This window comes from Hydrogenophaga sp. (genome assembly GCF_036675665.1).
GTDB lineage: Bacteria > Pseudomonadota > Gammaproteobacteria > Burkholderiales > Burkholderiaceae_C > Hydrogenophaga.
This window is the reverse complement of the sequence record NZ_JAKFEO010000007.1, coordinates 67,539-86,588: the sequence shown is the minus strand read 5'-3', so window position 1 is coordinate 86,588 and position 19,050 is coordinate 67,539. Positions and strand designations below refer to the sequence as shown.

Annotated in this window: 18 protein-coding genes; 8 read left to right on the top strand and 10 right to left on the bottom strand. The window is 67.6% G+C overall.

Going from position 1 to position 19,050, the window contains the following annotated elements; all coding sequences use genetic code 11:
• Positions 1-90 precede the first annotated feature (90 nt).
• Positions 91-537 carry a hypothetical protein gene (locus V6M63_RS03160; RefSeq protein ID WP_332739382.1) on the top strand — a complete coding sequence of 149 codons (447 nt, stop codon included), beginning with the start codon at positions 91-93 and terminating at the stop codon, positions 535-537.
• A 5-nt stretch (positions 538-542) separates the two neighbouring features.
• On the opposite strand, the gene V6M63_RS03155 is transcribed toward V6M63_RS03160, so the two are convergent.
• Genes V6M63_RS03155 through V6M63_RS03135 form a run of 5 tightly spaced genes read right to left on the bottom strand, consistent with a single transcriptional unit; the run spans position 543 to position 4,285 of the window.
• Positions 543-1,337, bottom strand: a complete 795-nt coding sequence (locus tag V6M63_RS03155) for a LytR/AlgR family response regulator transcription factor (protein WP_332739380.1) — start codon at positions 1,335-1,337, stop codon at positions 543-545.
• Entirely contained in the window at positions 1,334-2,338 is a 1,005-nt protein-coding gene (locus V6M63_RS03150) for a sensor histidine kinase (protein WP_332740117.1), read from the bottom strand. The genes V6M63_RS03155 and V6M63_RS03150 overlap by 4 nt, the downstream gene beginning before the upstream one ends.
• A 53-nt stretch (positions 2,339-2,391) precedes the next feature.
• On the bottom strand, positions 2,392-2,688 hold the full coding sequence (locus tag V6M63_RS03145) for a 2TM domain-containing protein (protein ID WP_332739378.1): 297 nt from the start codon (positions 2,686-2,688) through the stop codon (positions 2,392-2,394).
• A gap of 32 nt (positions 2,689-2,720) precedes the next feature.
• On the bottom strand, positions 2,721-3,767 hold the full coding sequence (locus V6M63_RS03140; protein WP_332739376.1) for an alpha/beta hydrolase family protein: 1,047 nt from the start codon (positions 3,765-3,767) through the stop codon (positions 2,721-2,723).
• Positions 3,768-3,781: 14 nt separating this feature from the next.
• Complete coding sequence (locus V6M63_RS03135) at positions 3,782-4,285, bottom strand: DUF2306 domain-containing protein (protein ID WP_332739375.1); 504 nt, start codon at positions 4,283-4,285, stop codon at positions 3,782-3,784.
• 210 nt (positions 4,286-4,495) lie between these two features.
• On the opposite strand from V6M63_RS03135, the gene V6M63_RS03130 reads away from it, so the two are divergent.
• The 4 genes from V6M63_RS03130 to V6M63_RS03115 all read left to right on the top strand — a co-directional run bounded on the left by V6M63_RS03130 (position 4,496) and on the right by V6M63_RS03115 (position 8,803).
• On the top strand, positions 4,496-5,923 hold the full coding sequence (locus V6M63_RS03130; protein ID WP_332739373.1) for an efflux RND transporter periplasmic adaptor subunit: 1,428 nt from the start codon (positions 4,496-4,498) through the stop codon (positions 5,921-5,923).
• A gap of 2 nt (positions 5,924-5,925) precedes the next feature.
• On the top strand, positions 5,926-6,651 hold the full coding sequence (locus tag V6M63_RS03125; RefSeq protein ID WP_332739371.1) for an ABC transporter ATP-binding protein: 726 nt from the start codon (positions 5,926-5,928) through the stop codon (positions 6,649-6,651).
• A complete protein-coding gene (locus V6M63_RS03120) occupies positions 6,648-7,880 on the top strand; it encodes an ABC transporter permease (RefSeq protein ID WP_332739369.1) in 1,233 nt (410 codons plus the stop codon). Before V6M63_RS03125 ends, V6M63_RS03120 begins: the two co-directional genes overlap by 4 nt.
• Positions 7,881-7,972: 92 nt before the next feature.
• Positions 7,973-8,803, top strand: a complete 831-nt coding sequence (locus tag V6M63_RS03115; protein WP_332739368.1) for an undecaprenyl-diphosphate phosphatase — start codon at positions 7,973-7,975, stop codon at positions 8,801-8,803.
• Positions 8,804-8,819: 16 nt separating this feature from the next.
• On the opposite strand, the gene V6M63_RS03110 is transcribed toward V6M63_RS03115, so the two are convergent.
• From V6M63_RS03110 to V6M63_RS03090, 5 genes are all read right to left on the bottom strand, one after another.
• Entirely contained in the window at positions 8,820-10,661 is a 1,842-nt protein-coding gene (locus V6M63_RS03110) for a PAS domain S-box protein (RefSeq protein ID WP_332739366.1), read from the bottom strand.
• Between the two features lie 178 nt (positions 10,662-10,839).
• Entirely contained in the window at positions 10,840-11,694 is an 855-nt protein-coding gene (locus V6M63_RS03105) for an alpha/beta hydrolase (protein WP_332739364.1), read from the bottom strand.
• 2 nt (positions 11,695-11,696) lie between these two features.
• Positions 11,697-12,524, bottom strand: a complete 828-nt coding sequence (locus V6M63_RS03100; RefSeq protein ID WP_332739362.1) for a proteasome-type protease — start codon at positions 12,522-12,524, stop codon at positions 11,697-11,699.
• Positions 12,521-15,169 carry a DNA mismatch repair protein MutS gene (mutS, locus tag V6M63_RS03095; protein ID WP_332739361.1) on the bottom strand — a complete coding sequence of 883 codons (2,649 nt, stop codon included), beginning with the start codon at positions 15,167-15,169 and terminating at the stop codon, positions 12,521-12,523. The genes V6M63_RS03100 and mutS overlap by 4 nt, the downstream gene beginning before the upstream one ends.
• 55 nt (positions 15,170-15,224) lie before the next feature.
• The gene (locus V6M63_RS03090; RefSeq protein ID WP_332739360.1) at positions 15,225-15,464 is read right to left on the bottom strand and encodes a DUF2798 domain-containing protein; all 240 of its coding nucleotides are present in this window, start codon (positions 15,462-15,464) and stop codon (positions 15,225-15,227) included.
• 270 nt (positions 15,465-15,734) lie between these two features.
• Between V6M63_RS03090 and V6M63_RS03085 the strand changes: the two genes are divergently transcribed.
• Genes V6M63_RS03085 through V6M63_RS03075 form a run of 3 tightly spaced genes read left to right on the top strand, consistent with a single transcriptional unit; the run spans position 15,735 to position 19,028 of the window.
• Positions 15,735-16,217: a hemerythrin domain-containing protein gene (locus V6M63_RS03085; protein ID WP_332739358.1), complete on the top strand. Its 483-nt coding sequence runs from the start codon at positions 15,735-15,737 to the stop codon at positions 16,215-16,217.
• A gap of 35 nt (positions 16,218-16,252) precedes the next feature.
• The gene (locus V6M63_RS03080; protein WP_332739356.1) at positions 16,253-18,595 is read left to right on the top strand and encodes a catalase; all 2,343 of its coding nucleotides are present in this window, start codon (positions 16,253-16,255) and stop codon (positions 18,593-18,595) included.
• Between the two features lie 16 nt (positions 18,596-18,611).
• A complete protein-coding gene (locus tag V6M63_RS03075) occupies positions 18,612-19,028 on the top strand; it encodes a CBS domain-containing protein (protein WP_332739354.1) in 417 nt (138 codons plus the stop codon).
• Positions 19,029-19,050: the final 22 nt, after the last annotated feature.

Here is a 19,050-nt window from a genome sequence, read left to right as displayed (position 1 = left end):
GCGGTACAGCGAAGTGGATGATTGTCTGTAATGCAGCCACAGGGTGAGCAAGACCCTGAGATCAGCCCCACGCGAATTCAGGAGCCAGCCATGAAAACCTCGTCTCTCAAAGCCCACTGGGCCCGCACCTCGGCGTTGGCCCGAGGCCTCTCGCTGGTCGCCCTGGCCGCCAGCGCCTGGGCGATGTCCACCGTCGCCACGCCAGCGCAGGCGCGCGACAACAACATTTCCTGGTCGATCGGCGTGCATTCGCCGGGCGTGGCCGTGGGTGTGTCCAACTACCCGCCGGTGTACGTCAACCGCTACCCGGTCTATGAAGAGCGTTACCCGATCTACGAGGAACGCCGCCCGATCTACCGCCGCCCGATCGTGGTGCACCCGCACCCGGTGGTGGTGTATCCGCAGCCCATCTACGTGGCGCCGCGCCCCTACTACCGCGCCGGCTGGGGCCACGGCCCGCGTTGGGATGACCGCCGCCATGGCCACGGCCACCGCGGTCATGGCCATCGCGGCCACGACCGTCGCGGTCACCGCTGAGCGGCTCACATCGCTCGAAACCGGTCCGCGTAAAGCCGGCTCACGCCGAAAGCCTCCGGCCGGGCGCGCAGCCGCAGGCCCAGGCGCCCGGCTTCGTTGCGGGTGACGCTCTCGATGGCGTCGGCCCGCACCACGGTGCCCCGGTGGATCTGCCAGAAGAGGGCAGGGTCCAGCTGGGGCATCAGTTCTTTCAGCGGCGTGCGGATGAGCACCTCGCCCTGCGCCAGCAGCACGCGCACGTATTTGTCGGCCGCCTCGAACGCCAGCACCTCGGTGAGCTGCACCATGCGGATGCTCTGCCCCACGCTGGCCGGGATCACCTGCAGGCGCGCCACCGGTGCCTGTGCGCCCGGCAGGCCCATGAGGCTGCGCAGTTGCTCCAGCGTGGCGTCCAGCGGGCCGGTGGCGGGCCGCCGCTGCGCCAGCAAGGCCTGCACCCGCTGCACGGTGAGGCGAAGCCGCTCGGGCTGCACGGGTTTGAGGAGGTAGTCGACCGCCTGCGCTTCGAAGGCCTGCACCGCATAGGCGTCGTAGGCGGTGACGAAGACCAGGGCGGGAAACGCCTGGTTGTCGGGCCATTCCTCGGCCAGCTCGGCGGCGGCGTCCAGCCCGCTTTGCCCGGGCATGCGGATGTCGAGAAACATCACGTCGGGCCGCAGGGCCAGCGCCTGCACCACGGCGGTCTCCCCGTCGCCCACCACCTTCACCACCGCCAGCCCGGGCCAGGCGCGCGCCAGTTCGGCTTGCAGCGCTTGGGCCAGCAGCGGTTCGTCTTCGGCGATGAGGGCGGTGGCGTTCATGCGGTTTGCAAAGGCAGGGTGAGCACGGCGCGCGTGCCGCCATCAGGCTGGCTGTGCCAGTCCATGCGGGCCTGGCCGGCATAGGCGGTGCCGATGCGTTCGCGCACCTGGGACAGGCCAAAGCCCGCCTCGGGCTCGGGCCCGCAGCCCACGCCGGTGTCGCTCACCTCCAGCTCCAGCCCGGTGGCGTTCTGGCGCGCGACCACGCGGATTTCGCCGCCCTGCAGGCTGGGCTCGAGCCCATGGCGGATGCAGTTCTCCACCAGCGGTTGCAGCAACAGCGGCGGCACCGGCTGCGCGCTCAGCGCTTCGGGCAACTCCAGCGTGTAGCGCAGGCGCGGGCCCATGCGCACGGCCATCAGTTCCAGGTAGTCGCGCAGGCGGGCGAATTCGTCGGCCAGCGTGTGGCGGCCCGACAGTGCGTCGGTGCGCGAAGCGGTGAGGGTGGCGCGCAGGTAGTCGTTGAGGCGGTCGAGCATGGCGGTGGCGCGCGCGGGGTCGGTGGCTATCAGCGCGCGCAGGTTGGCCAGGGTGTTGAACAGCATGTGCGGTTCGAGCTGCGATTCGAGCAGCTTCAGGCGCGCTTCGCTGGCCTGTCGGCGCGCCTCGGCCATCTTGCGCTGGAGGTAGGCGCCCTTGTTGACGGCGTAGAAGTAGAACGAGCCCACGATCCCGGCCAGCGCGGTGATCAGGATGGAGCTGCGCAGCTCGCCCGTGGTCTGGCCGGTGCCGGGTGGGTACCACTGGAAGTACCGGCACACCGCGTCGGCGATCGTGGTGCCCCCGAGGTAGCCGAAAACGATGCCCCCCAGCACCAGCGCCAGGCCCGCATGACCCTTGGGCCAGCCGGTTTCGGCGGCCGAGGGAAACAGATCGCGTCCGAGGTCGATGACGGCCCAGGTGAGGGTGGCGATGAGCAGCGAGTACACCAGGGGCGGCCCGTAGGGGCGCTCGGGCATGAAGGCGTACTGCAGCGTGGCGACCATCAAGGCGAAGGCCATCACTTGCAGGAAGTGCCGCAGCTTGGCGAGCCAGTTGATGGTCGGTGCGGTTCTCAAGGCCGGCCTTGTTGGCGCTGGAGGCGCTCGCGTTCCTGCTGCACCAGGTGCTCGCGCAGGCCGCCGCCCGCGCCGAGGAGAAAGACGGCCAGCCCGTGCAGCGTCAGACCCAGGCCCCAGCCCAGCAGCGGATACATGGACCAGGGGCGCGTGCCGAAGCCCCTGGCCGACAGGCCCAGCAGCACCAGGTTGACCAGCACGAAGACCGCGGCGTGCATGTACCAGCCGAGTTTGGCGCCCGCGCGCCGACGCGCGAGTTTGTCGATTTCTTGCGAAGACAGGGGGGTGTTCATGGTGGTCGATTTCATTCTAGGTGAGCGGGTGTTCATGGGGCGGGGGTGAGGTGGGTGCGGAAGAAGGCGGCGATCTTGCGGTCGATCTCGGGCAGCACGGCGCGGTCGAAGCCCGGCGGATCGGCCAGCAGATCGGCCTCCAGGGCGCCCATCACCTCGGGTGGGACCGGCGGCGACAGCAGCGCGCCGTGGCCGGCGTCCGGCAGGTGGGCGATGCGCTCGCACGGTGTGCAGGCCTGCGCGATGCGGTCGCTGTGAAAGCGCGGGGTCAGCCACTGGTCACGCCCTGCCGTGACCAGGCCGAGCGGGACGCGTGGCGTGGCGAGCGAGGCCGCGTCGAAGTCGGCCGATGCGGGCACGCCGGCCACCACCGCCGCCACGCGGGGATCGTGGTGGGTGTACCAGGTCGCGTCATCAAAACGCTGGCCGATCACGCTCACCGCCGCCGCTTTCTTCACGCCGTCGAGCACGCCGCCGGTGAGTCGCGTGAACAGGCCCACGCAGGCCGGGAAGTCCTCGGCGATGTGGGCCTCGCAGTGGGCCTTGAAGCGGGCCGGCGACCAGCGACCGCCCGCCAGGCTGAGCGCCGTGTGGCCGCCGGCCGACATGCCGTACATGCCGACCTTGTCCAGCGCCAGCAGGGGGGCGAAGCGCGGGTCGCGCGCGACGGCATCGATGGCGCGCGAGACCTCGGCCGGCCGCAGCTTCCAGCTGTCCGGGCCGGGGTTGCGGTTGTTCTTGTAGTTGTCGCCGTGGTGCTCGGGCATGGCCACCACGAAGCCGGCCTGCACCAGAGCACGAGCCAGGTCGGCATGGACCCAGGGCGCACCACCCGAACCGTGCGAGATGACGACCAGCCGGCCGTTGCCGCGCGCGGGTGCGCTGCCGGGCGCGAGCCGCAGGCGAAACGGACCGCGCGAGACGGGCACGTCCTCGGCATCGGTCGGGTAGTACACGGTCACGGGGCCATCGCTGCCCTGGCCCGGCAGTTCGGTCAGGCCGGTGCCGGCGTGGGCGGTGGCACCCATCAGGGTTGCCAGCAGGCCGGCGAGCAGGGTGATCGTGAAGCGTTGTTTCATGTGGGTCTCCGGGCTCATCGGGTCTGGCCTTGTTGGGCGAGGCGTTCGGACACCGGTGGCGCGGTGCGCTGCACGGCGTGGTGCGTGGTGGTCATGCCGAGCCCATCGCCCCACACGAGCTGGCCCAGGATGCGGTCAGGTGCCAGGGTGAAGACGCCGGCCCCGATGCAGCCACCGAGGTAGAGCCAGACCATGGTCTTGCGGTGGCCGCGGATGTTGCCGCGCAGCAGGAAGCGGAACGCGAGAAACAGCATGCCCAGCACCACCGGAATCAGCAGGTGGATGGCCGAGAAACCGGCGACGTTGGGCAAGACCGGGTCGCTGATGAAGATGGCCGAGATCGCGGTGATCAGCATCAGCGTGACCCAGGCGTAGCCCGCAGCGCGGTGCAGGCGGGGGCGCTGGCTGCCCGCAACTTGATGGGCGTGGCCGCGGCGTGCCCAGAGCGCGACCGGGCCGATCACCACGGCGGCGAGGGCGGCGGTCATGTGAATGGCGATGAGGGGGGTGAGTTGCATGGCTCTCTCCGGTGGTGGGGTGGACCGGACTCTGCCGGTGGCCCACCCCCAGGCCCAGCGGCTTGAGACGGATCAGGGCCTGGGTGGCGCGAAATGCGGGTTTCGGGGAGCGAAATGCAGCGCGCGCCCCCCCCCCGTCTTTACGCAAGGGAAACCCGGGCGATACCCGGTGGTGGTGAAGAAACGAGGCCCCGTTCCTACAATGGGGCGATGAAAAAAACGACGTGGATTTCGGGCGTGGTGGTGCTGGCCCTGGTGGCTGGCGGCGCCTGGTGGTGGATCCAGCGCAACGCGCAGTCGGCTGTGCAGTACCGAACTGCGCTGATCGAGCGTGGGGCGCTGCAGGCCAGCGTTTCCGCCAGCGGCACGGTCAACCCGGTCACCCAGGTGTCGGTGGGCACCCAGGTGTCGGGCCAGGTGCGCGCGGTCCATGTGGACTTCAACACCGAGGTCAAGGCCGGCCAGCTGATCGCCGAGATCGACGCCCAGACCTTCGAATACCGCGTGAGTTCGGCCCAGGCCGATGTGAACGCGGCGCGCGCGGCGGTGGCGATCGCGGTGGCCAATGCGGCGTCGAGCCGGGCCAACGTGTCGCGCGCCCAGTCCGACCTGGCCGAGGCGCAGCGCACCCATGAGCGCAACCTCAGCCTGGTGGCGCAGGGCTTCATTGCCCAGAGCGAGGCCGACCGCACCCGCGCCGTGCTCACCTCGGCACAGGAATCGCTCAAGGCGATGCAGGCGCTGGTGGGTGTGAGCGAGGCGCAGATCAAGAGCGCGCAGGCCAACGTGGCACAGCGCGAAGCGGCGCTGGCGCAGGCGCGCATCGACCTTTCGCGCACCCGCATCACCTCGCCGGTGGACGGCATCGTGATCAAGCGCACCGTGGAAAAGGGCCAGACCGTGGCCGCCAGCCTGCAGGCGCCCGAGCTGTTCGTGATCGCGCAGAACCTCTCCGACATGCAGGTGGATGCCAGCGTCGATGAGGCCGACGTGGGCCGCATCCAGCCGGGCCAGACAGCCAGCTTCACGGTGGACGCTTTCCCGGGTCAGACGTTCGAAGGCCAGGTGCGCCAGGTGCGCAAGGCCGCGACCAACGTGTCCAACGTGGTGACCTACGTGGCGGTGGTGGGCTTTGCCAACACGTCCGGGCGCCTGCTGCCGGGCATGACGGCCAACGTGCGCGTGGTCACGGATTCGCGCGAGTCGGTGCTGAAGGTGCCGAACGCCGCGCTGCGCGTGCGCATGGCCGGCGTGGAGCCCGCGGCGGTGCCCGCAGGCCCGGCCGATGCGCCCGCCAGCGCGGCTGCGCCCCGGGCGATCAACGGCGCTGCGAACGGTGCCGCGAACGGCGCGGCCAGTCGCACGCCACGCATGGCCGCGCAGAGCCGGTCGGCTGGGGCCGGTCGAGGTGCATCGCAGCGCGGCCGCATCTACCTGCTTGACGCCAACGGTCAGCCCCAGGCCTTTGACGTGCGTCTGGGTGTGAGCGACGGCACGGCCACCGAACTGCTGGTGCGCCCTGATTCGCCGAACGCGGCAGAACTGGTTGAAGGCGCGACCGTGGTGACCGGGGTGATCGGTGGCCCGGCTGCCTCGGCCGCCCCGACCCGCCAGGCCGGCCCGCGCCTGGGGTTCTGACCATGACGACTCAACCCCTCATCGAGGCGCGCGAGCTGGTCAAGACCTACGCCATGGGCGACCAGACGGTGCACGCGCTGGATGGTGTGTCGCTCACCATCGAGGTGGGCGAGTTCGTGGCCATCATGGGCGCGTCGGGCTCGGGCAAGTCGACCCTGATGAACATACTCGGCTGCCTGGACCGCCCCACCAGTGGTCACTACAGCCTGGCGGGGGAGCCGGTCGAATCGCTGGCTCCCGACGATCTCGCCAGCGTGCGCAACCGGCGCATCGGCTTCGTGTTCCAGCAGTTCAACCTGCTGCCGCGCACCAGCGCCCGCGAAAACGTGGAGCTGCCCATGGTGTACGCCGGCGTGCCCTCGGCCGAGCGCCAGAAGCGCGCGCTGGCCGCGCTGCGGCGCGTGGGCCTGGGTGAGCGCAGCGGCCACACGCCGGCCGAGCTCTCGGGCGGACAACAGCAGCGCGTGGCGATTGCGCGCGCGCTGGTCAACCAGCCGCAGCTGATCCTGGCCGACGAGCCCACCGGCGCGCTGGACACCCACACCAGCGAAGACATCATGCGGCTGCTCACCGAGCTCAACGAGCAGGGCATCACGGTGGTGCTGGTCACGCACGAGGCCGACATCGCGGCCTGGGCCAAGCGCCGGCTGGTGTTTCGCGACGGCCTGATCATTGAAGACGTGCGGCAGGCGCCGGTGCGCCATCTGGTCCCGGAGGCCGCGCCATGAATTTCATGGCCGCGCTGCGCAGCGCCTGGCGCGCCCTGGCATCGAATGCACTGCGCTCCATGCTCACCATGCTGGGCATCATCATCGGCGTGGCCGCGGTGATCACCATGATCGCCGTGGGCGCCGGCGCCACCGAGCGGGTGCAGGAGCAGATGAAGGGCCTGGGCTCCAACATCATGCTGGTGATTCCCGGCAGCGTGACCTCCGGCGGTGTGCGCCTGGGTGCACAGGCCAGTCAGGGCCTGACCGAAGAGGACGCGCTGGCGATCGCCCTGGAAGTGCCCGAGGTGCAGGTGGCCGCTCCCACGTCGCGCACCAGCGGGCAGCTGGTGGCGGGCAACACCAACTGGGCCAGTTCGGTGTATGGCACCACCAATGACTACCTGGAGGCGCGCGACTGGCCGCTGGCCAGCGGGCGCCTGTTCGAAGCGTCTGAAATCCAGGGTTCGGCCAAGGTGGCCATCATCGGGCAGACCGTGGCGCGCGAGCTGTTCGGTGACCTCGATCCGGTGGACCAGACCATGCGCATCAAGAACGTGCCGGTCACGGTGGTGGGCCTGCTCGCGCGCAAGGGCCAGAACTCGATGGGCCAGGACCAGGACGACACCGTGATCGTGCCCATTTCCACCTACCGCAACCGCATCCAGGGCGGCGGTGGTGGCCGCCTCAAGCGCGTGGGCTCGATCAACGTGAAGGTGATCGAGGGCCAGAGCATGAAGGTGGCCGAAGACAGCATCAAGGAACTGCTGCGCCAGCGCAAGCGCGTGCAGCCCGGAGCCGACGACCCCTTCACCGTGCGCAACCTCACCGAGATCCTGCAGGCGCAGGAAGCGTCGAGCCAGATCATGACGCTGCTGCTGTCGGCCGTGGCCGGTGTGAGCCTGATCGTGGGCGGTATCGGCATCATGAACATCATGCTGGTGAGCGTGACCGAGCGCACCCGCGAGATCGGCCTGCGCATGGCGGTGGGCGCACGCGGGCGCGACATCCTCACGCAATTCCTGATCGAGGCCGTCACGCTGAGCCTGATCGGCGGCGCCATCGGCGTGCTGCTGGGGGCCATCGCCACCTGGGCGGTGGGTCAGTTCGCGGGCTGGCAGGTGAGCATGACACTCGACTCGATCGTGCTGGCAGCGGGCTTTTCGGCCCTGGTCGGCGTGTTCTTCGGTTTTTACCCGGCCAAGCGCGCCTCGGAACTGCTGCCGATCGAGGCCCTGCGCCACGAGTGAGCGCGCCCGGCGCAGGTTCGGCCAGCAGGTACGATACCGGCCTGCTCGTTGGGCCCTCGGTGGGCCCGCGCACCACCTGAGAACCCTTTCCCATGGATTTTGTGTTGTTGATCAAGGCCGCCATCATGGGCGTGGTGGAAGGCCTCACCGAGTTCATCCCGGTGTCCTCCACCGGCCACCTCATCCTGGCAGCCTCGCTGCTGAACATGCCGGGCGAGAAGATCAAGCTCTTTGAAGTGGTGATCCAGACCGGCGCGATCATGGCCATCGTTTCGCTGTACGCCGGCAAGCTCTGGGACACCCTGGTGGGCCTGCCGCGCGAAGCGGTGGCGCAGCGCTTCACGGCCAACGTGCTGATCGGATTCTTCCCGGCGGCGCTGGCGGGCTTTCTTTTCATCGACTTCATCAAGGGCGTGTTGTTTCAACCGGTGGTGGTGGCCTTGGGCTTCATCGTCGGCGGCATCGTGATCCTGTGGGCCGAATGGCTGCAGCAGCGTGGAAGCCGCGTGCACATCGAAGAGGTCGACCAGGTGCGCTGGAGTGACGCGCTCAAGGTGGGGCTGGTGCAGTGCACGGCGCTGGTGCCCGGCGTGAGCCGCTCGGGCGCGACCATCATCGGCGCCATGCTGCTCGGTTTCAGCCGCAAGGCGGCCACCGAGTTCAGCTTCTTCCTCGCCATCCCCATGCTCTTCGGCGCTGCGGCCTACGACCTCTACAAGAGCCGGGACCTGCTGAGCACCGCCGACATCCCGCTGTTCGCGGTCGGGCTGTTCTTCTCATGGCTCTCGGCCTGGGTGTGTGTGCGCTGGTTGCTGCGCTTCGTGGCCAGCCACACCTTCGCGGCGTTTGCCTGGTACCGCATTGCCTTTGGTGCGCTCATCTTGCTGACCGCGGCCATGGGCTGGGTCGACTGGGTGGCTTGAAGCGCGAGCCTGCTGATTACACGGCCAGCGGCGCGTAGAGACTGAAACAGAAGGTGGCGCCCTTGCCCGGCTCCCCGGTGGCGGCTAGGCCTCCACCATGGCGCTGCACGATGCGCAACGACGTGGCCAGCCCGATGCCCAGGCCCGAGAATTCGTGCGGCATGTGCAGGCGCTGGAACGGCTGGAACAGCTTGCTGGCCCGGGCCATGTCGAAACCGGCGCCGTTGTCGCTCACGCAAAACCGCGTCTGACCCTTTTCCACCTGCGCATACACCCGGATCACGGCCTCGGTCGTCTGCGCGGTGTACTTCCAGGCGTTGTGCAGCAGGTTCTGCATGAGCGCCTCCACCAGAGGCGGGTCGGCCATGGCGTTGAGACCGGGTGCCACCTCCCAGCGCACCTGGCGATGCGGATCGGTGCTTGCAAACTCCTCCAGCAAGCGGGTGGCGATGGCGCTCAGGTTGACCGGCTTGCGCTGCAGATCGCCGCGCGAGAACTGCGAGAGCGTGAGCAAGCCGTCGATGAGTTCGCCCATCTTCTTGCTCGCGCCCATGATGCGTTCCAGGTGGGACAGGCTCTCGCCGGCCCACGTCGGGTTGTCTTCGCGCAGCGCCTGGGCGAAGCCGTTGATGATGCGCAGCGGGGAGCGCAAGTCGTGCGCCACCGCGTAGGAGTAGCTCTCCAGTTCGTCGTAGGCCGCCTTCAGCGCGCGCGTGCGCTCTTCGATGCGTTGCTCCAGCGAGGCGTTGAACTGCTGGATCTGCATGTCATGGTGTTTGCGCTCGGTGATGTCCTGGGTGACCCCCAGGGCGCGCACCGCGCGGCCTTGGACATCGCGATCGAACTCGGCCCGCACCGAGAACCACCGGTGTTCTCCGCGGATGATCAGGCGGTACTCGATGTCGTAGTCCGCCAGGCCTTTGACCGCCAGTGCCCATTGCTTCAAGACCATGGCTTGGTCGTCGGGGTGCGTGAGGGCCAGCAGTTCATCGTCCACAAACTCGGCAAACGGCAAGTCGAGCACCTCGTGCGATCCGGACAAGGTGCTGAACCGGCGGGTGGCCACGTCGGCCTGCCAGCTGGCCAGCCCCGCGATCTGGTTCGCCTGGCGCAGCAGTTGTTCGCTGGTGCGCAAGGCCAGTTCGGTGGCCTTGGATGCCGTGATGTCCTGCACCACCGCAATCAGGTAGTCGGGTTGCCCATCAGGCTTGCGCACCAGCGACAGCGTGAGGTGCACCCAGACCGGGTGGCCCAGCTTGTGGATGTAGCGCTTCTCGATGTTGTAGCTGGCGAGCTCGCCTTTGAGCGTGCGCGCCAACAGGTCCTGGTCAAGCTGCAGGTCGTCGGGGTGGGTGAAGTCCCGGTAGCTCAGCGACTGGAGTTCCGCCTTGGTGTAGCCGATGAGGTCGCAATAGGTCTGGTTGACGCGGATCCAGCGCCCGTCGATGTGGCTGTGCGCCATGCCGGTGGAGCTGTGTTCGAAGGTGTCTTCCAGCTGTTTGGCCCCGCGCTGGATCTCGGTGGTGGCCTGCCGCAGGCGCTGGTTTTGCTGTTGCATGAAAGCAATGGCACTCACCACGACCAGTTGTGTGATCAGGTGCCACAGGTTGAGCCAGAAGGCTTCCACCGGGTCGTCGAACGCCAGACTGAAATACGGCGTGACCAGCAGGTAGTTGACGAACAGCATGCCCACGACGGTGCTGAACATGCCGACCCGAAAGCCGCCGTACAAGGCGGACAACGCCGCGGCCAGGGACAGGGTGATGAAGCGCCCGCCCGATTCGGCCGGGGCCAGCGCCACGCGGATCCAGGCCGCAAGAGCGGTGATCAGAAAGGCCACCACCAGGCGTGTGGCCATGCTGTGTTGTTCGGGTCGCCAATTGACGTACCGCCACCAGATCCGCCGCAGCAGCGAGCTCACAGGTGAGTGGGGTGTCCGGGGCACGGTTGCAACGTTGCTTTGTTGGAGAGTTGTGTGCCCCGCCGTTATACCGGAGTCGATGCCCGGGATGCCTGGATTCTGCCCCCGGGAGGCGTCAGCGGCGTGTGGGAGCCGACAGCGCGGCCAGCACCTGATCGATGGCGGCGGCGGTGTCCAGCGGGCGCTCCATCGGGAACAGGTGGCTGCCTTCGATCATGGCCATGCGCTCGGGGTGGTCGCGGCCCACCAGCCGGTGGGTCATGGCCATGCCGACCTGTTGCATCTCCAGCGAGCGTGTCCCGCCGATGAAGCCCACCGGGCAGGCCAGTGGGTGGCGGCGCAGCAGCCGGTCCAGGTTGTGGGGCAGGGTGTTGTAGATCGCGGTTTCCACTTCGCGGGTGAAGTCCAGCGTGCGGTGCTGCGCGCCCTGGGCATCGGCCTCTGTGTGCGTGCCGTGCGCGATGTAGTCCTGCAGCACCTGCGGCTCCCAGGCAGCAAAGGCCTTCTTGCTGGCGAAATGCGCCAGTGCCGCGTCGGCGTCGGGCCAGGTGTGGCGCCGGCGGCGGCTGACCTTGCCGGGCGACACCGATCCCACCAGCTGGGTGCGCTTGATCAACTCCAGCGTGCGGGCGCGCCAGCCGCCGAGCAAGGGCGAGTCGATCAGCAGCACGCCGCGCACCGCATGGCCGCCCAGCTGCGGGTGGCGCGCGGCGCACATCAGGCTCAGGAAACCACCCAGGGAATGCCCCACCAGCCAGGCGCCGCTGCCGTGCGCCTCGATCTCGGGCGCGGCGAAGTCGGCGAGCTGCTGCACCAGGTGCGGCCAGTTGCTCGTGACGGGGTACTGCGGGTCGTGCCCGAACTTCTCCACCGCGCGCACCGCATGGCCCCGGGCGCGCAGGGACTTGAAGAGGACGCGGTAGGTGCTGGCGGGGAAGCTGTTGGCGTGGGAGAAGACGATCAGCGACATGCTCAGATCAGCTTTTCCCGCGCATTGGTGATCTTTTTGAGTGGCTGGCTGCGTGGGCTGCTGCACAGCAGGGGGACTTCGGTGTGTGCGTCGTCCCAGGTCGGGTGTTCGATGCTGTCGAACACCTCGCGCAGCTTCTGCCCCCAGGTGTTGTGCAGCATGCGGAAATAGGGGTTGTCGTTGTCGATGCAGGTGATCTTGTCGGACTGCAACTGGTTCACTTCGTACACCGCCAGGTCCAGCGGCAGGCCCACCGACAGGTTGGACTTGAGCGTGGAATCCATCGACACCAGCACGCACTTGGCCGCTTCGTCCAGCGGCGTTTCGGGGGCGATCACGCGGTCGAGCACGGGTTTGCCGTACTTGGATTCACCGACCTGGAAGAACGGCGTCTCGGACGTTGCTTCGATGAAGTTGCCGGCCGAATAGATCTGGAACAGGCGCATGCCTTCGCCCTGGATCTGGCCGCCGAAGATCATGGACACGTTGAATTCGACGCCCGCGCGCTGCAGCGACTCGCCGTCGCGCTCGTACACATGGCGCACGGCCGCGCCCAGCACGCGCGCGGCGTCAAACATGCTCCTGGCGTTCCAGATGGTGATCGGATCGCCGCCGTCCACGTCCTCCAGTTGTTCGACCTGCAGGATCTCGCGCACCGATTGCGAGACGCTCAGGTTGCCGGCCGAGAGCAGGCACATGAAGCGGTCGCCCGGCTTTTCGTAGACGATCATTTTCCGGAAGGTGCTGATCTGGTCCAGGCCCGCGTTGGTGCGCGAGTCGGACAGGAAGACCATGCCGGCGTTGAGCTTGACGGCGACGCAGTAAGTCATGATGAAGAAATGAGTTTTTTCAGTGTGTAGAGGTGTTCCAGCGCTTCGCGCGGGCTCAGAGTGTCGGGGTCGATGCGCTCGAGCGCGGTCTGCAGCGGGTGGGCGTCGGCCTCCAGTGTCGCAGGTGGCGGTGCGAACAGGTCGACCTGGCTGCGGCTTTCCTCGCTCTGGGCCTCCAGCGCGGCCAGTGCGTGGCGTGCGTGCTGCACCACGCCGGCGGGCACGCCGGCCAGCCGCGCCACCTGGATGCCGTAGCTGCGGCTGGCCGGACCCGGTTCGATCTGGTGCAGGAACACGATGCCGCCGCCCTTGCCACCGGCTTCCACCGCGCTCACGTGCACATTGACCGCGGCATGGTGACTGGCCGGGAACTCGGTGAGCTCGAAATAGTGGGTGGCGAACAGCGTGAAGGCGCGCGACTTGTCGTGCAGGTGGGTGGCGATGCCGCCGGCCAGCGCCAGGCCATCGAAGGTCGAGGTGCCGCGGCCGATCTCGTCCATCAGCACGAGGCTTTCGGGTGTGGCGGCGTGCAGGATCTGCGCCGCTTCGGTCATCTCCACCATGAAGGTGGACTGCGCGTTGGCCAGGTCGTCGGCCGCGCCGATGCGGGTGTGGATGGCGTCGATCGGGCCGAGCCGGGTTGATGCCGCAGGCACAAAGCTGCCCATGCTGGCCAGCAGCACGATCACCGCGACCTGGCGCATGTAGGTGCTCTTGCCGCCCATGTTGGGGCCGGTGATCACCTGCATGCGCTGCTTGGGGCCGAGCACCGTGTCGTTGGCGATGAAGCTGCCACCGCTGGTCTCGTTCAACCGCGCTTCCACCACCGGGTGGCGCCCGCCGCGAATGTCGATGCAGGGCTCGGGCACGAACTGCGGCGCGCACCAGTTCAGCGTGAGCGAGCGTTCGGCCAGGGCGCACAGCGCATCCAGCGCGGCCATGGCGCGCGCCAGCTGCGTGAGCGGGGCGATCCAGGCCTGCAGCTCGTCGAGCAGGTGCTCGTACAGCCATTTCTCGCGCGCCAGCGCCCGGTCTTGTGCGGAGAGCGCCTTGTCTTCAAACGCCTTGAGCTCGGGCGTGATGAACCGCTCGGCGTTCTTCAGCGTCTGGCGGCGACGGTAGTCGTCGGGCACCTTGGCCGCCTGCCCCTGCGTGACCTCGATGTAGAAGCCGTGCACCTTGTTGAACTGCACGCGCAGGTTGGCAATGCCGGTGCGGGCGCGCTCGCGCTGCTCCAGCTCGATCAGGAAGCCGTCGCAGTTGTTCTGGATCGCGCGCAGCTCGTCCAGGTCGGCATCGAAGCCATCGGCGATCACGCCGCCGTCGCGGATCAGGGCGGCCGGCTCGGCGAGCAGGGCGGCGCGCAGCAGTCCGGCGCAGCCCTCGGGGGGTGTGAGGTGCTGAGCGATGCCGTGCAGCAGGCCGCCGGCCTCTTGCGGCCCGAGCTGAAGGGCCAGTTGCTGCGCGCGCTCCAGCGTCTGGCCCAGACCCACCAGCTCGCGCGGCTTCACCTGACGCAGGGCGGTGCGAGCGGTGATGCGCTCCACGTCGCTGGCGCCTTTGAGCGACTGGCGCAGGCCCTGCCACAGGCCGCCGCGCAGGGTGCCGATGGCGGCCAGTCGCGCGCGGGCCTGCGCACGGTCGCGCCGGGGCTCCAGCAGCCAGCTGCGCAGCGCGCGGCTGCCCATGCCGGTGCAGCACACATCGAGCAGCGAGAACAGCGTGGGGCTGGTCTCGCCGCGCAGGGTCTGGGTGAGTTCGAGGTTGCGGCGGGTGTTCAGCGGCAGGGTGATCAGTTCATCGCTGCGCGCCACCTGCAGGCTCTTCACGTGGCTGAGCGCGCGGCCCTGCGTGTGCTCGGCGTAGTTGAGCAGCGCCGAGGCGGCGGCGTGGGCATCCATCAGGTCCTGCGCGTCCCAGGCGGCCAGGCTCGCGGCCTGCAACTGCTCCAGCAGCTTGCGCTGGCCCAGACCGGCGTCAAACGCCCAGGCCGGGCGCAGCACCGCCACCAGGCGCTGCCCGTTGGTCTGGCTGGCCAGGGCCTGCACGGTCTTCTCGAATGCGGTGGACGTGTCGGCGCTGTAGAGCAGTTCACCGGGGTTGACGCGCGCCACCCAGTCGGCGAGTTCGTCGCTGTCGCATTGGGCCAGGAACACAATGCCCTGCGTGACCGACATCCAGGCCAGGCCACAACCGGTGCGCGCGCCGGGGTGCACGGCCATCAGCAGGGCCTCGGACTTGTCGGACAGCAGCTCGCTGTCGGTCAAGGTGCCGGGCGTGACCACGCGCACCACCTTGCGCTCCACCGGCCCCTTGGTGGTGGCCACGTCGCCCACCTGCTCGCAGATGGCCACCGACTCACCCAGCTTGATCAGGCGCGCCAGATAGGTGTCGACCGAGTGGAAAGGCACCCCGGCCATCACCACCGGCTGGCCAGCGGACTGGCCGCGCTGGGTGAGGGTGATGTCGAGCAGGCGGGCGGCCTTCTCGGCATCGGCAAAGAACAGCTCGTAGAAGTCCCCCATGCGGTAGAACAGCAGCGTGTTCGGGTGAGCGGCCTTGAGGCCGAAGTACTGCTGCATCATGGGCGTGTGCCCGGACAGATCTCCCGCGTCGTGCGGATGCACGGATGTTTCCTTGTTCATCAATGGCTTACGTTGATTCCTGTCGGGGGTACTGTCCGCGAGCGAGCGTCGTCGTTCATCTCGCGGGTGGCGCCTGCACCGTCTTCTTCACCAGAAAGACGACGAGGGGTCTGAAGATCACCACGCAGGTGAAGGCGACCGGGAATGCCACCGCGTAGGCATGGAGCACCCGTGAGAGGAACCCCGCGGCCACGCCCGTGTTGATGGCCGTCAGCACCGCACTCATCACAAAGGCAATGATCCCGGCCATGTAGGCGGCGAACGCGATGCTGGTGAGCTTGTGGGGCAGTTTCATGGGGTTACATCGAGTGTGGCTGGGTGATTCTGGCATGACGCCTCTCGGCCACCGGAGGGGCCAGCGATTGTAAAAACCCGCCGCGCGCCGGATCGACGGGAAAAATTTGCTGCAAAGGGGAAGCCCGACCGGCAGAGCGCGCCTTCGAGCTCTGAATCCACTGGGCGGGCAGTCAGGCACACGCCTTGCCATTGAGACATGCGGTCGGTCCAGTCGTGGTCGCCGCAATCACACGTCCCCCACCCCCACACACCGATTCAGGAGATTCCCATGGCAACCACTCGCCCAGAAGCAGACGCATGCACCTTGCTCGACACCGACCACAGGGCGGTCAAGAAGATGTTCAAGGCCTATGAGGAGTTGGCAGGCTCCACGGCACGCGGCGTGGAGCAGAAGAAGCTCGATCTCGCGCACCAGATCTGCCATGAACTGACCGTGCACGCCACCATCGAGGAAGAAATCTTCTATCCCGCCTTGCGCGCGGCGCTCAAGGACACCGACTTGCTGGCCGAGGCGGAGGTGGAGCACGCCAGCGCCAAGGACCTCATCGCGCAGATCGAGTCCATGGAGCAGGCCGACGAGATGTTTGACGCCAAGGTCAAGGTGCTCGGTGAGTACATCGACCACCACGTCAAGGAAGAGCGCAACGAGATATTCCCCAAGGCGAGGGCGGCACGTGAGCTCGACCTGGTGGCCATGCGCGAAGAACTGATGGCGCGCAAGGAAGCGCTCATGGGCATGGAAGTGGCCTGAGGGCCTGTCGCATCACCCTATTCAGGAGCCACGCCGTGCCCAGATCCAAGAACACCGATTCCCGTGGCAACGCGAAGGGGGCCAGCAGTGCCGCCAAAGCCGTGCAGACCGGGCATCTTGCCGAGTCCATGCCCTTCAACCCGACCAAGGCCGGGGAGCATGGTTTCCAGAATGGCTTGTCGCCCGAGCCAGGCGCAACCGTCGAGCCGGAATCGCGGCTGCCCTCGGGCAGCACGCTTTCGGAAGAGAACCACTCCGAGAAGACGGGTGGGGTGGCGACCGAAGGCGTGAACTGGACCATCGAATCGCTGGACCGCGTGCGGGTGGATTCCTCCGGGCAGATGCTCACGACCAACCAGGGTGTGCCCGTCGCCGACAACCAGAACTCGCTGAAGTACGGCGTGCGGGGACCGGTGCTGCTGGAAGACTTCATCCTGCGCGAGAAGCTCACGCATTTCGATCACGAGCGCATTCCGGAACGCATCGTGCACGCGCGGGGTTCGGGGGCGCACGGCTTCTTCGAGTGCTTTGAGCCGCTGACCGACATCACCAAGGCCGCGCCGTTCAAGGAAGCGGGCAAGATCACACCGGTGTTCGTGCGGTTTTCCACCGTGCAGGGCGAGCGGGGCTCGAAGGACACGGCGCGCGATGTGCGGGGCTTCGCGGTGAAGTTCTACACCGACGAAGGCAACTGGGATCTGGTGGGCAACAACATGCCGGTGTTCTTCATCCAGGACGCCATGAAGTTCCCCGACCTCGTGCACGCCGTGAAGCCCGAGGCGCACCACCAGATGCCGCAGGCCGCCAGCGCTCACGACACCTTCTGGGACTTTGTCTCGCTCATGCCCGAGTCGACGCACATGCTGATGTGGGTGATGTCCGACCGCGCGATTCCCCGCAGCTACGCCACCATGCAGGGGTTTGGCGTGCACACCTTCCGCATGGTCAACGAGGCCGGTGAATCCGTCTTCGTGAAGTTCCACTGGAACCCGATCTACGGCACGCACTCGCTGGTGTGGGACGAGGCGGTGAAGATCTCGGGCGCCGATCCGGACTACCACCGGCGCGACCTCTGGGAGCGCATTGAATCCGGCGTGTTTCCGGAGTGGGAGCTGGGCCTTCAGGTGTTCACCGAAGAACAGGCCGACCAGTTCAGCTTCGACATCCTGGACGCGACCAAGATCGTTCCCGAAGAGCTGGTGCCGGTGCGCCCGGTGGGGCGCATGGTGCTCAACCGCAACCCCGACAACTTCTTTGCCGAGACCGAACAGGTGGCGTTCTGCACGGCGCACATCGTGCCCGGGCTGGATTTCTCGAACGATCCCTTGTTGGCAGGGCGCATCCACTCCTATGTGGACACGCAGATCACCCGGCTGGGTGGCCCCAACTTCCACGAAATCCCGATCAACTCACCCCTGGCGCCGGTCCACAACAACCAGCGCGACGGCATGCACCGGCAAGCGATTCACCGTGGCCGCGCCAACTACGAACCCAATTCGCTGGGAGGCGGTTGCCCGTTCCAGGCCGGCGCCCAGCAGGGATTTGTGTCGGTTCCTGCGCGCATTCAAGCCAGGGAAGAGCAGGGCAAGGTGCGCGCCAAGCCCGAGAAGTTTGCCGACCACTACACCCAGGCCACGCTCTTCTTCGAGAGCCAGAGCGCGGTGGAGCAGGCGCACATGGCCGCGGCCTTCCGCTTCGAGCTGTCCAAGGTGACGGTGCCGGCCATTCGGGAGCGCATGGTGTCTTCATTGCGCAATGCGTCCGAGGCGCTGGCCGCGCAGGTCGCCGAGGGCCTGGGCATGGCGCAGATGCCGCCGCCCATGCCTCGGGCGCTGGACAAGCCGGCCAAGCCTGAAGTGACCCGGTCGCCCGCGCTGTCGCTGCTGGCCCGACCCGGTGATGGTTCGATCAAGGCCAGGCGGGTGGCGATTCTGGTGGCCGACGGCATCGACGGCCAAAGCGCCATCGACGTGCACGCCGCGCTCTTCGCACAAGGTGCCGTGCCGCGCTTCGTGGCGCCGCGCATCGGACCCGTGACCACCAGTGACAGCGTGGCCATCGACGCGGACGCGTCGCTGGAGAACGAGCCGGGCTTCCTGTTCGACTCGCTGGTGCTGCCGGACGGAGAGGCGGGTGTCGCGGCTTTGGCGCGCGACGGGCACACGATGGAGTTCATCCGTGACCAGCACCGGCACGGCAAGGCCATCCTGGTCATGCCTGCGTCGCTGAGCTTGCTGGATGCAGCAGGCGTGGCGCTGGTGTTGCCATCGGGGGACCCCGATCCCGGCATCGTGACGGACGCAGGCGTCGATGCCTTCATCCAGGCCATGGCCCGACACCGTCACCCCGAACGGGAAACCGACCCACCCGCCGTGTAAGTCCAAGGAGACAACCATGCAACTGTTGAAAGACGTGATGAGCCGCGACGTTCAGGTGATCAGCCCGGACGCCACGCTGCGGGACGCCGCCGCGATGATGCGCGACGAGGAATTCGGGATGCTGCCCGTGGGGGAGAACGACCGGATGGTCGGCACCGTGACGGATCGCGACATTGCCGTGCGTGCCGTCGCCTCGGGTCTGGGCTGCGACACCCTGGTTCGTGATGTCATGTCCAAAGACGTGGTCTGGGCCTACGAGGACGAACCCGTGGACGAAGGCGCCAAAAAGATGAGCATGTGCCAGATCAGGCGATTGCCGGTGGTCAATGCCGACAAGCGCCTGGTGGGCATCGTGTCCCTCGGAGACTTTGCCGTTGAAGTCAATGACCTCGAAGTCTCTGCCAAGGCCCTGGTGGGCATTTCCAGGCCATAGCTCGATGCTGGAGACGCGCCGC

Excerpts from the sequence above, each read along its gene's own strand:
- V6M63_RS03160 (WP_332739382.1), top strand. The coding sequence starts at position 91 with ATGAAAACCTCGTCTCTCAAAGCCCACTGGGCCCGCACCTCGGCGTTG.
- V6M63_RS03155 (WP_332739380.1), bottom strand. The coding sequence starts at position 1,337 with ATGAACGCCACCGCCCTCATCGCCGAAGACGAACCGCTGCTGGCCCAA.
- V6M63_RS03150 (WP_332740117.1), bottom strand. The coding sequence starts at position 2,338 with ATGGCCTTCGCCTTGATGGTCGCCACGCTGCAGTACGCCTTCATGCCC.
- V6M63_RS03145 (WP_332739378.1), bottom strand. The coding sequence starts at position 2,688 with ATGAACACCCCCCTGTCTTCGCAAGAAATCGACAAACTCGCGCGTCGG.
- V6M63_RS03140 (WP_332739376.1), bottom strand. The coding sequence starts at position 3,767 with ATGAAACAACGCTTCACGATCACCCTGCTCGCCGGCCTGCTGGCAACC.
- V6M63_RS03135 (WP_332739375.1), bottom strand. The coding sequence starts at position 4,285 with ATGCAACTCACCCCCCTCATCGCCATTCACATGACCGCCGCCCTCGCC.
- V6M63_RS03130 (WP_332739373.1), top strand. The coding sequence starts at position 4,496 with ATGAAAAAAACGACGTGGATTTCGGGCGTGGTGGTGCTGGCCCTGGTG.
- V6M63_RS03125 (WP_332739371.1), top strand. The coding sequence starts at position 5,926 with ATGACGACTCAACCCCTCATCGAGGCGCGCGAGCTGGTCAAGACCTAC.
- V6M63_RS03120 (WP_332739369.1), top strand. The coding sequence starts at position 6,648 with ATGAATTTCATGGCCGCGCTGCGCAGCGCCTGGCGCGCCCTGGCATCG.
- V6M63_RS03115 (WP_332739368.1), top strand. The coding sequence starts at position 7,973 with ATGGATTTTGTGTTGTTGATCAAGGCCGCCATCATGGGCGTGGTGGAA.
- V6M63_RS03110 (WP_332739366.1), bottom strand. The coding sequence starts at position 10,661 with ATGGCCACACGCCTGGTGGTGGCCTTTCTGATCACCGCTCTTGCGGCC.
- V6M63_RS03105 (WP_332739364.1), bottom strand. The coding sequence starts at position 11,694 with ATGTCGCTGATCGTCTTCTCCCACGCCAACAGCTTCCCCGCCAGCACC.
- V6M63_RS03100 (WP_332739362.1), bottom strand. The coding sequence starts at position 12,524 with ATGACTTACTGCGTCGCCGTCAAGCTCAACGCCGGCATGGTCTTCCTG.
- mutS (WP_332739361.1), bottom strand. The coding sequence starts at position 15,169 with ATGAACAAGGAAACATCCGTGCATCCGCACGACGCGGGAGATCTGTCC.
- V6M63_RS03090 (WP_332739360.1), bottom strand. The coding sequence starts at position 15,464 with ATGAAACTGCCCCACAAGCTCACCAGCATCGCGTTCGCCGCCTACATG.
- V6M63_RS03085 (WP_332739358.1), top strand. The coding sequence starts at position 15,735 with ATGGCAACCACTCGCCCAGAAGCAGACGCATGCACCTTGCTCGACACC.
- V6M63_RS03075 (WP_332739354.1), top strand. The coding sequence starts at position 18,612 with ATGCAACTGTTGAAAGACGTGATGAGCCGCGACGTTCAGGTGATCAGC.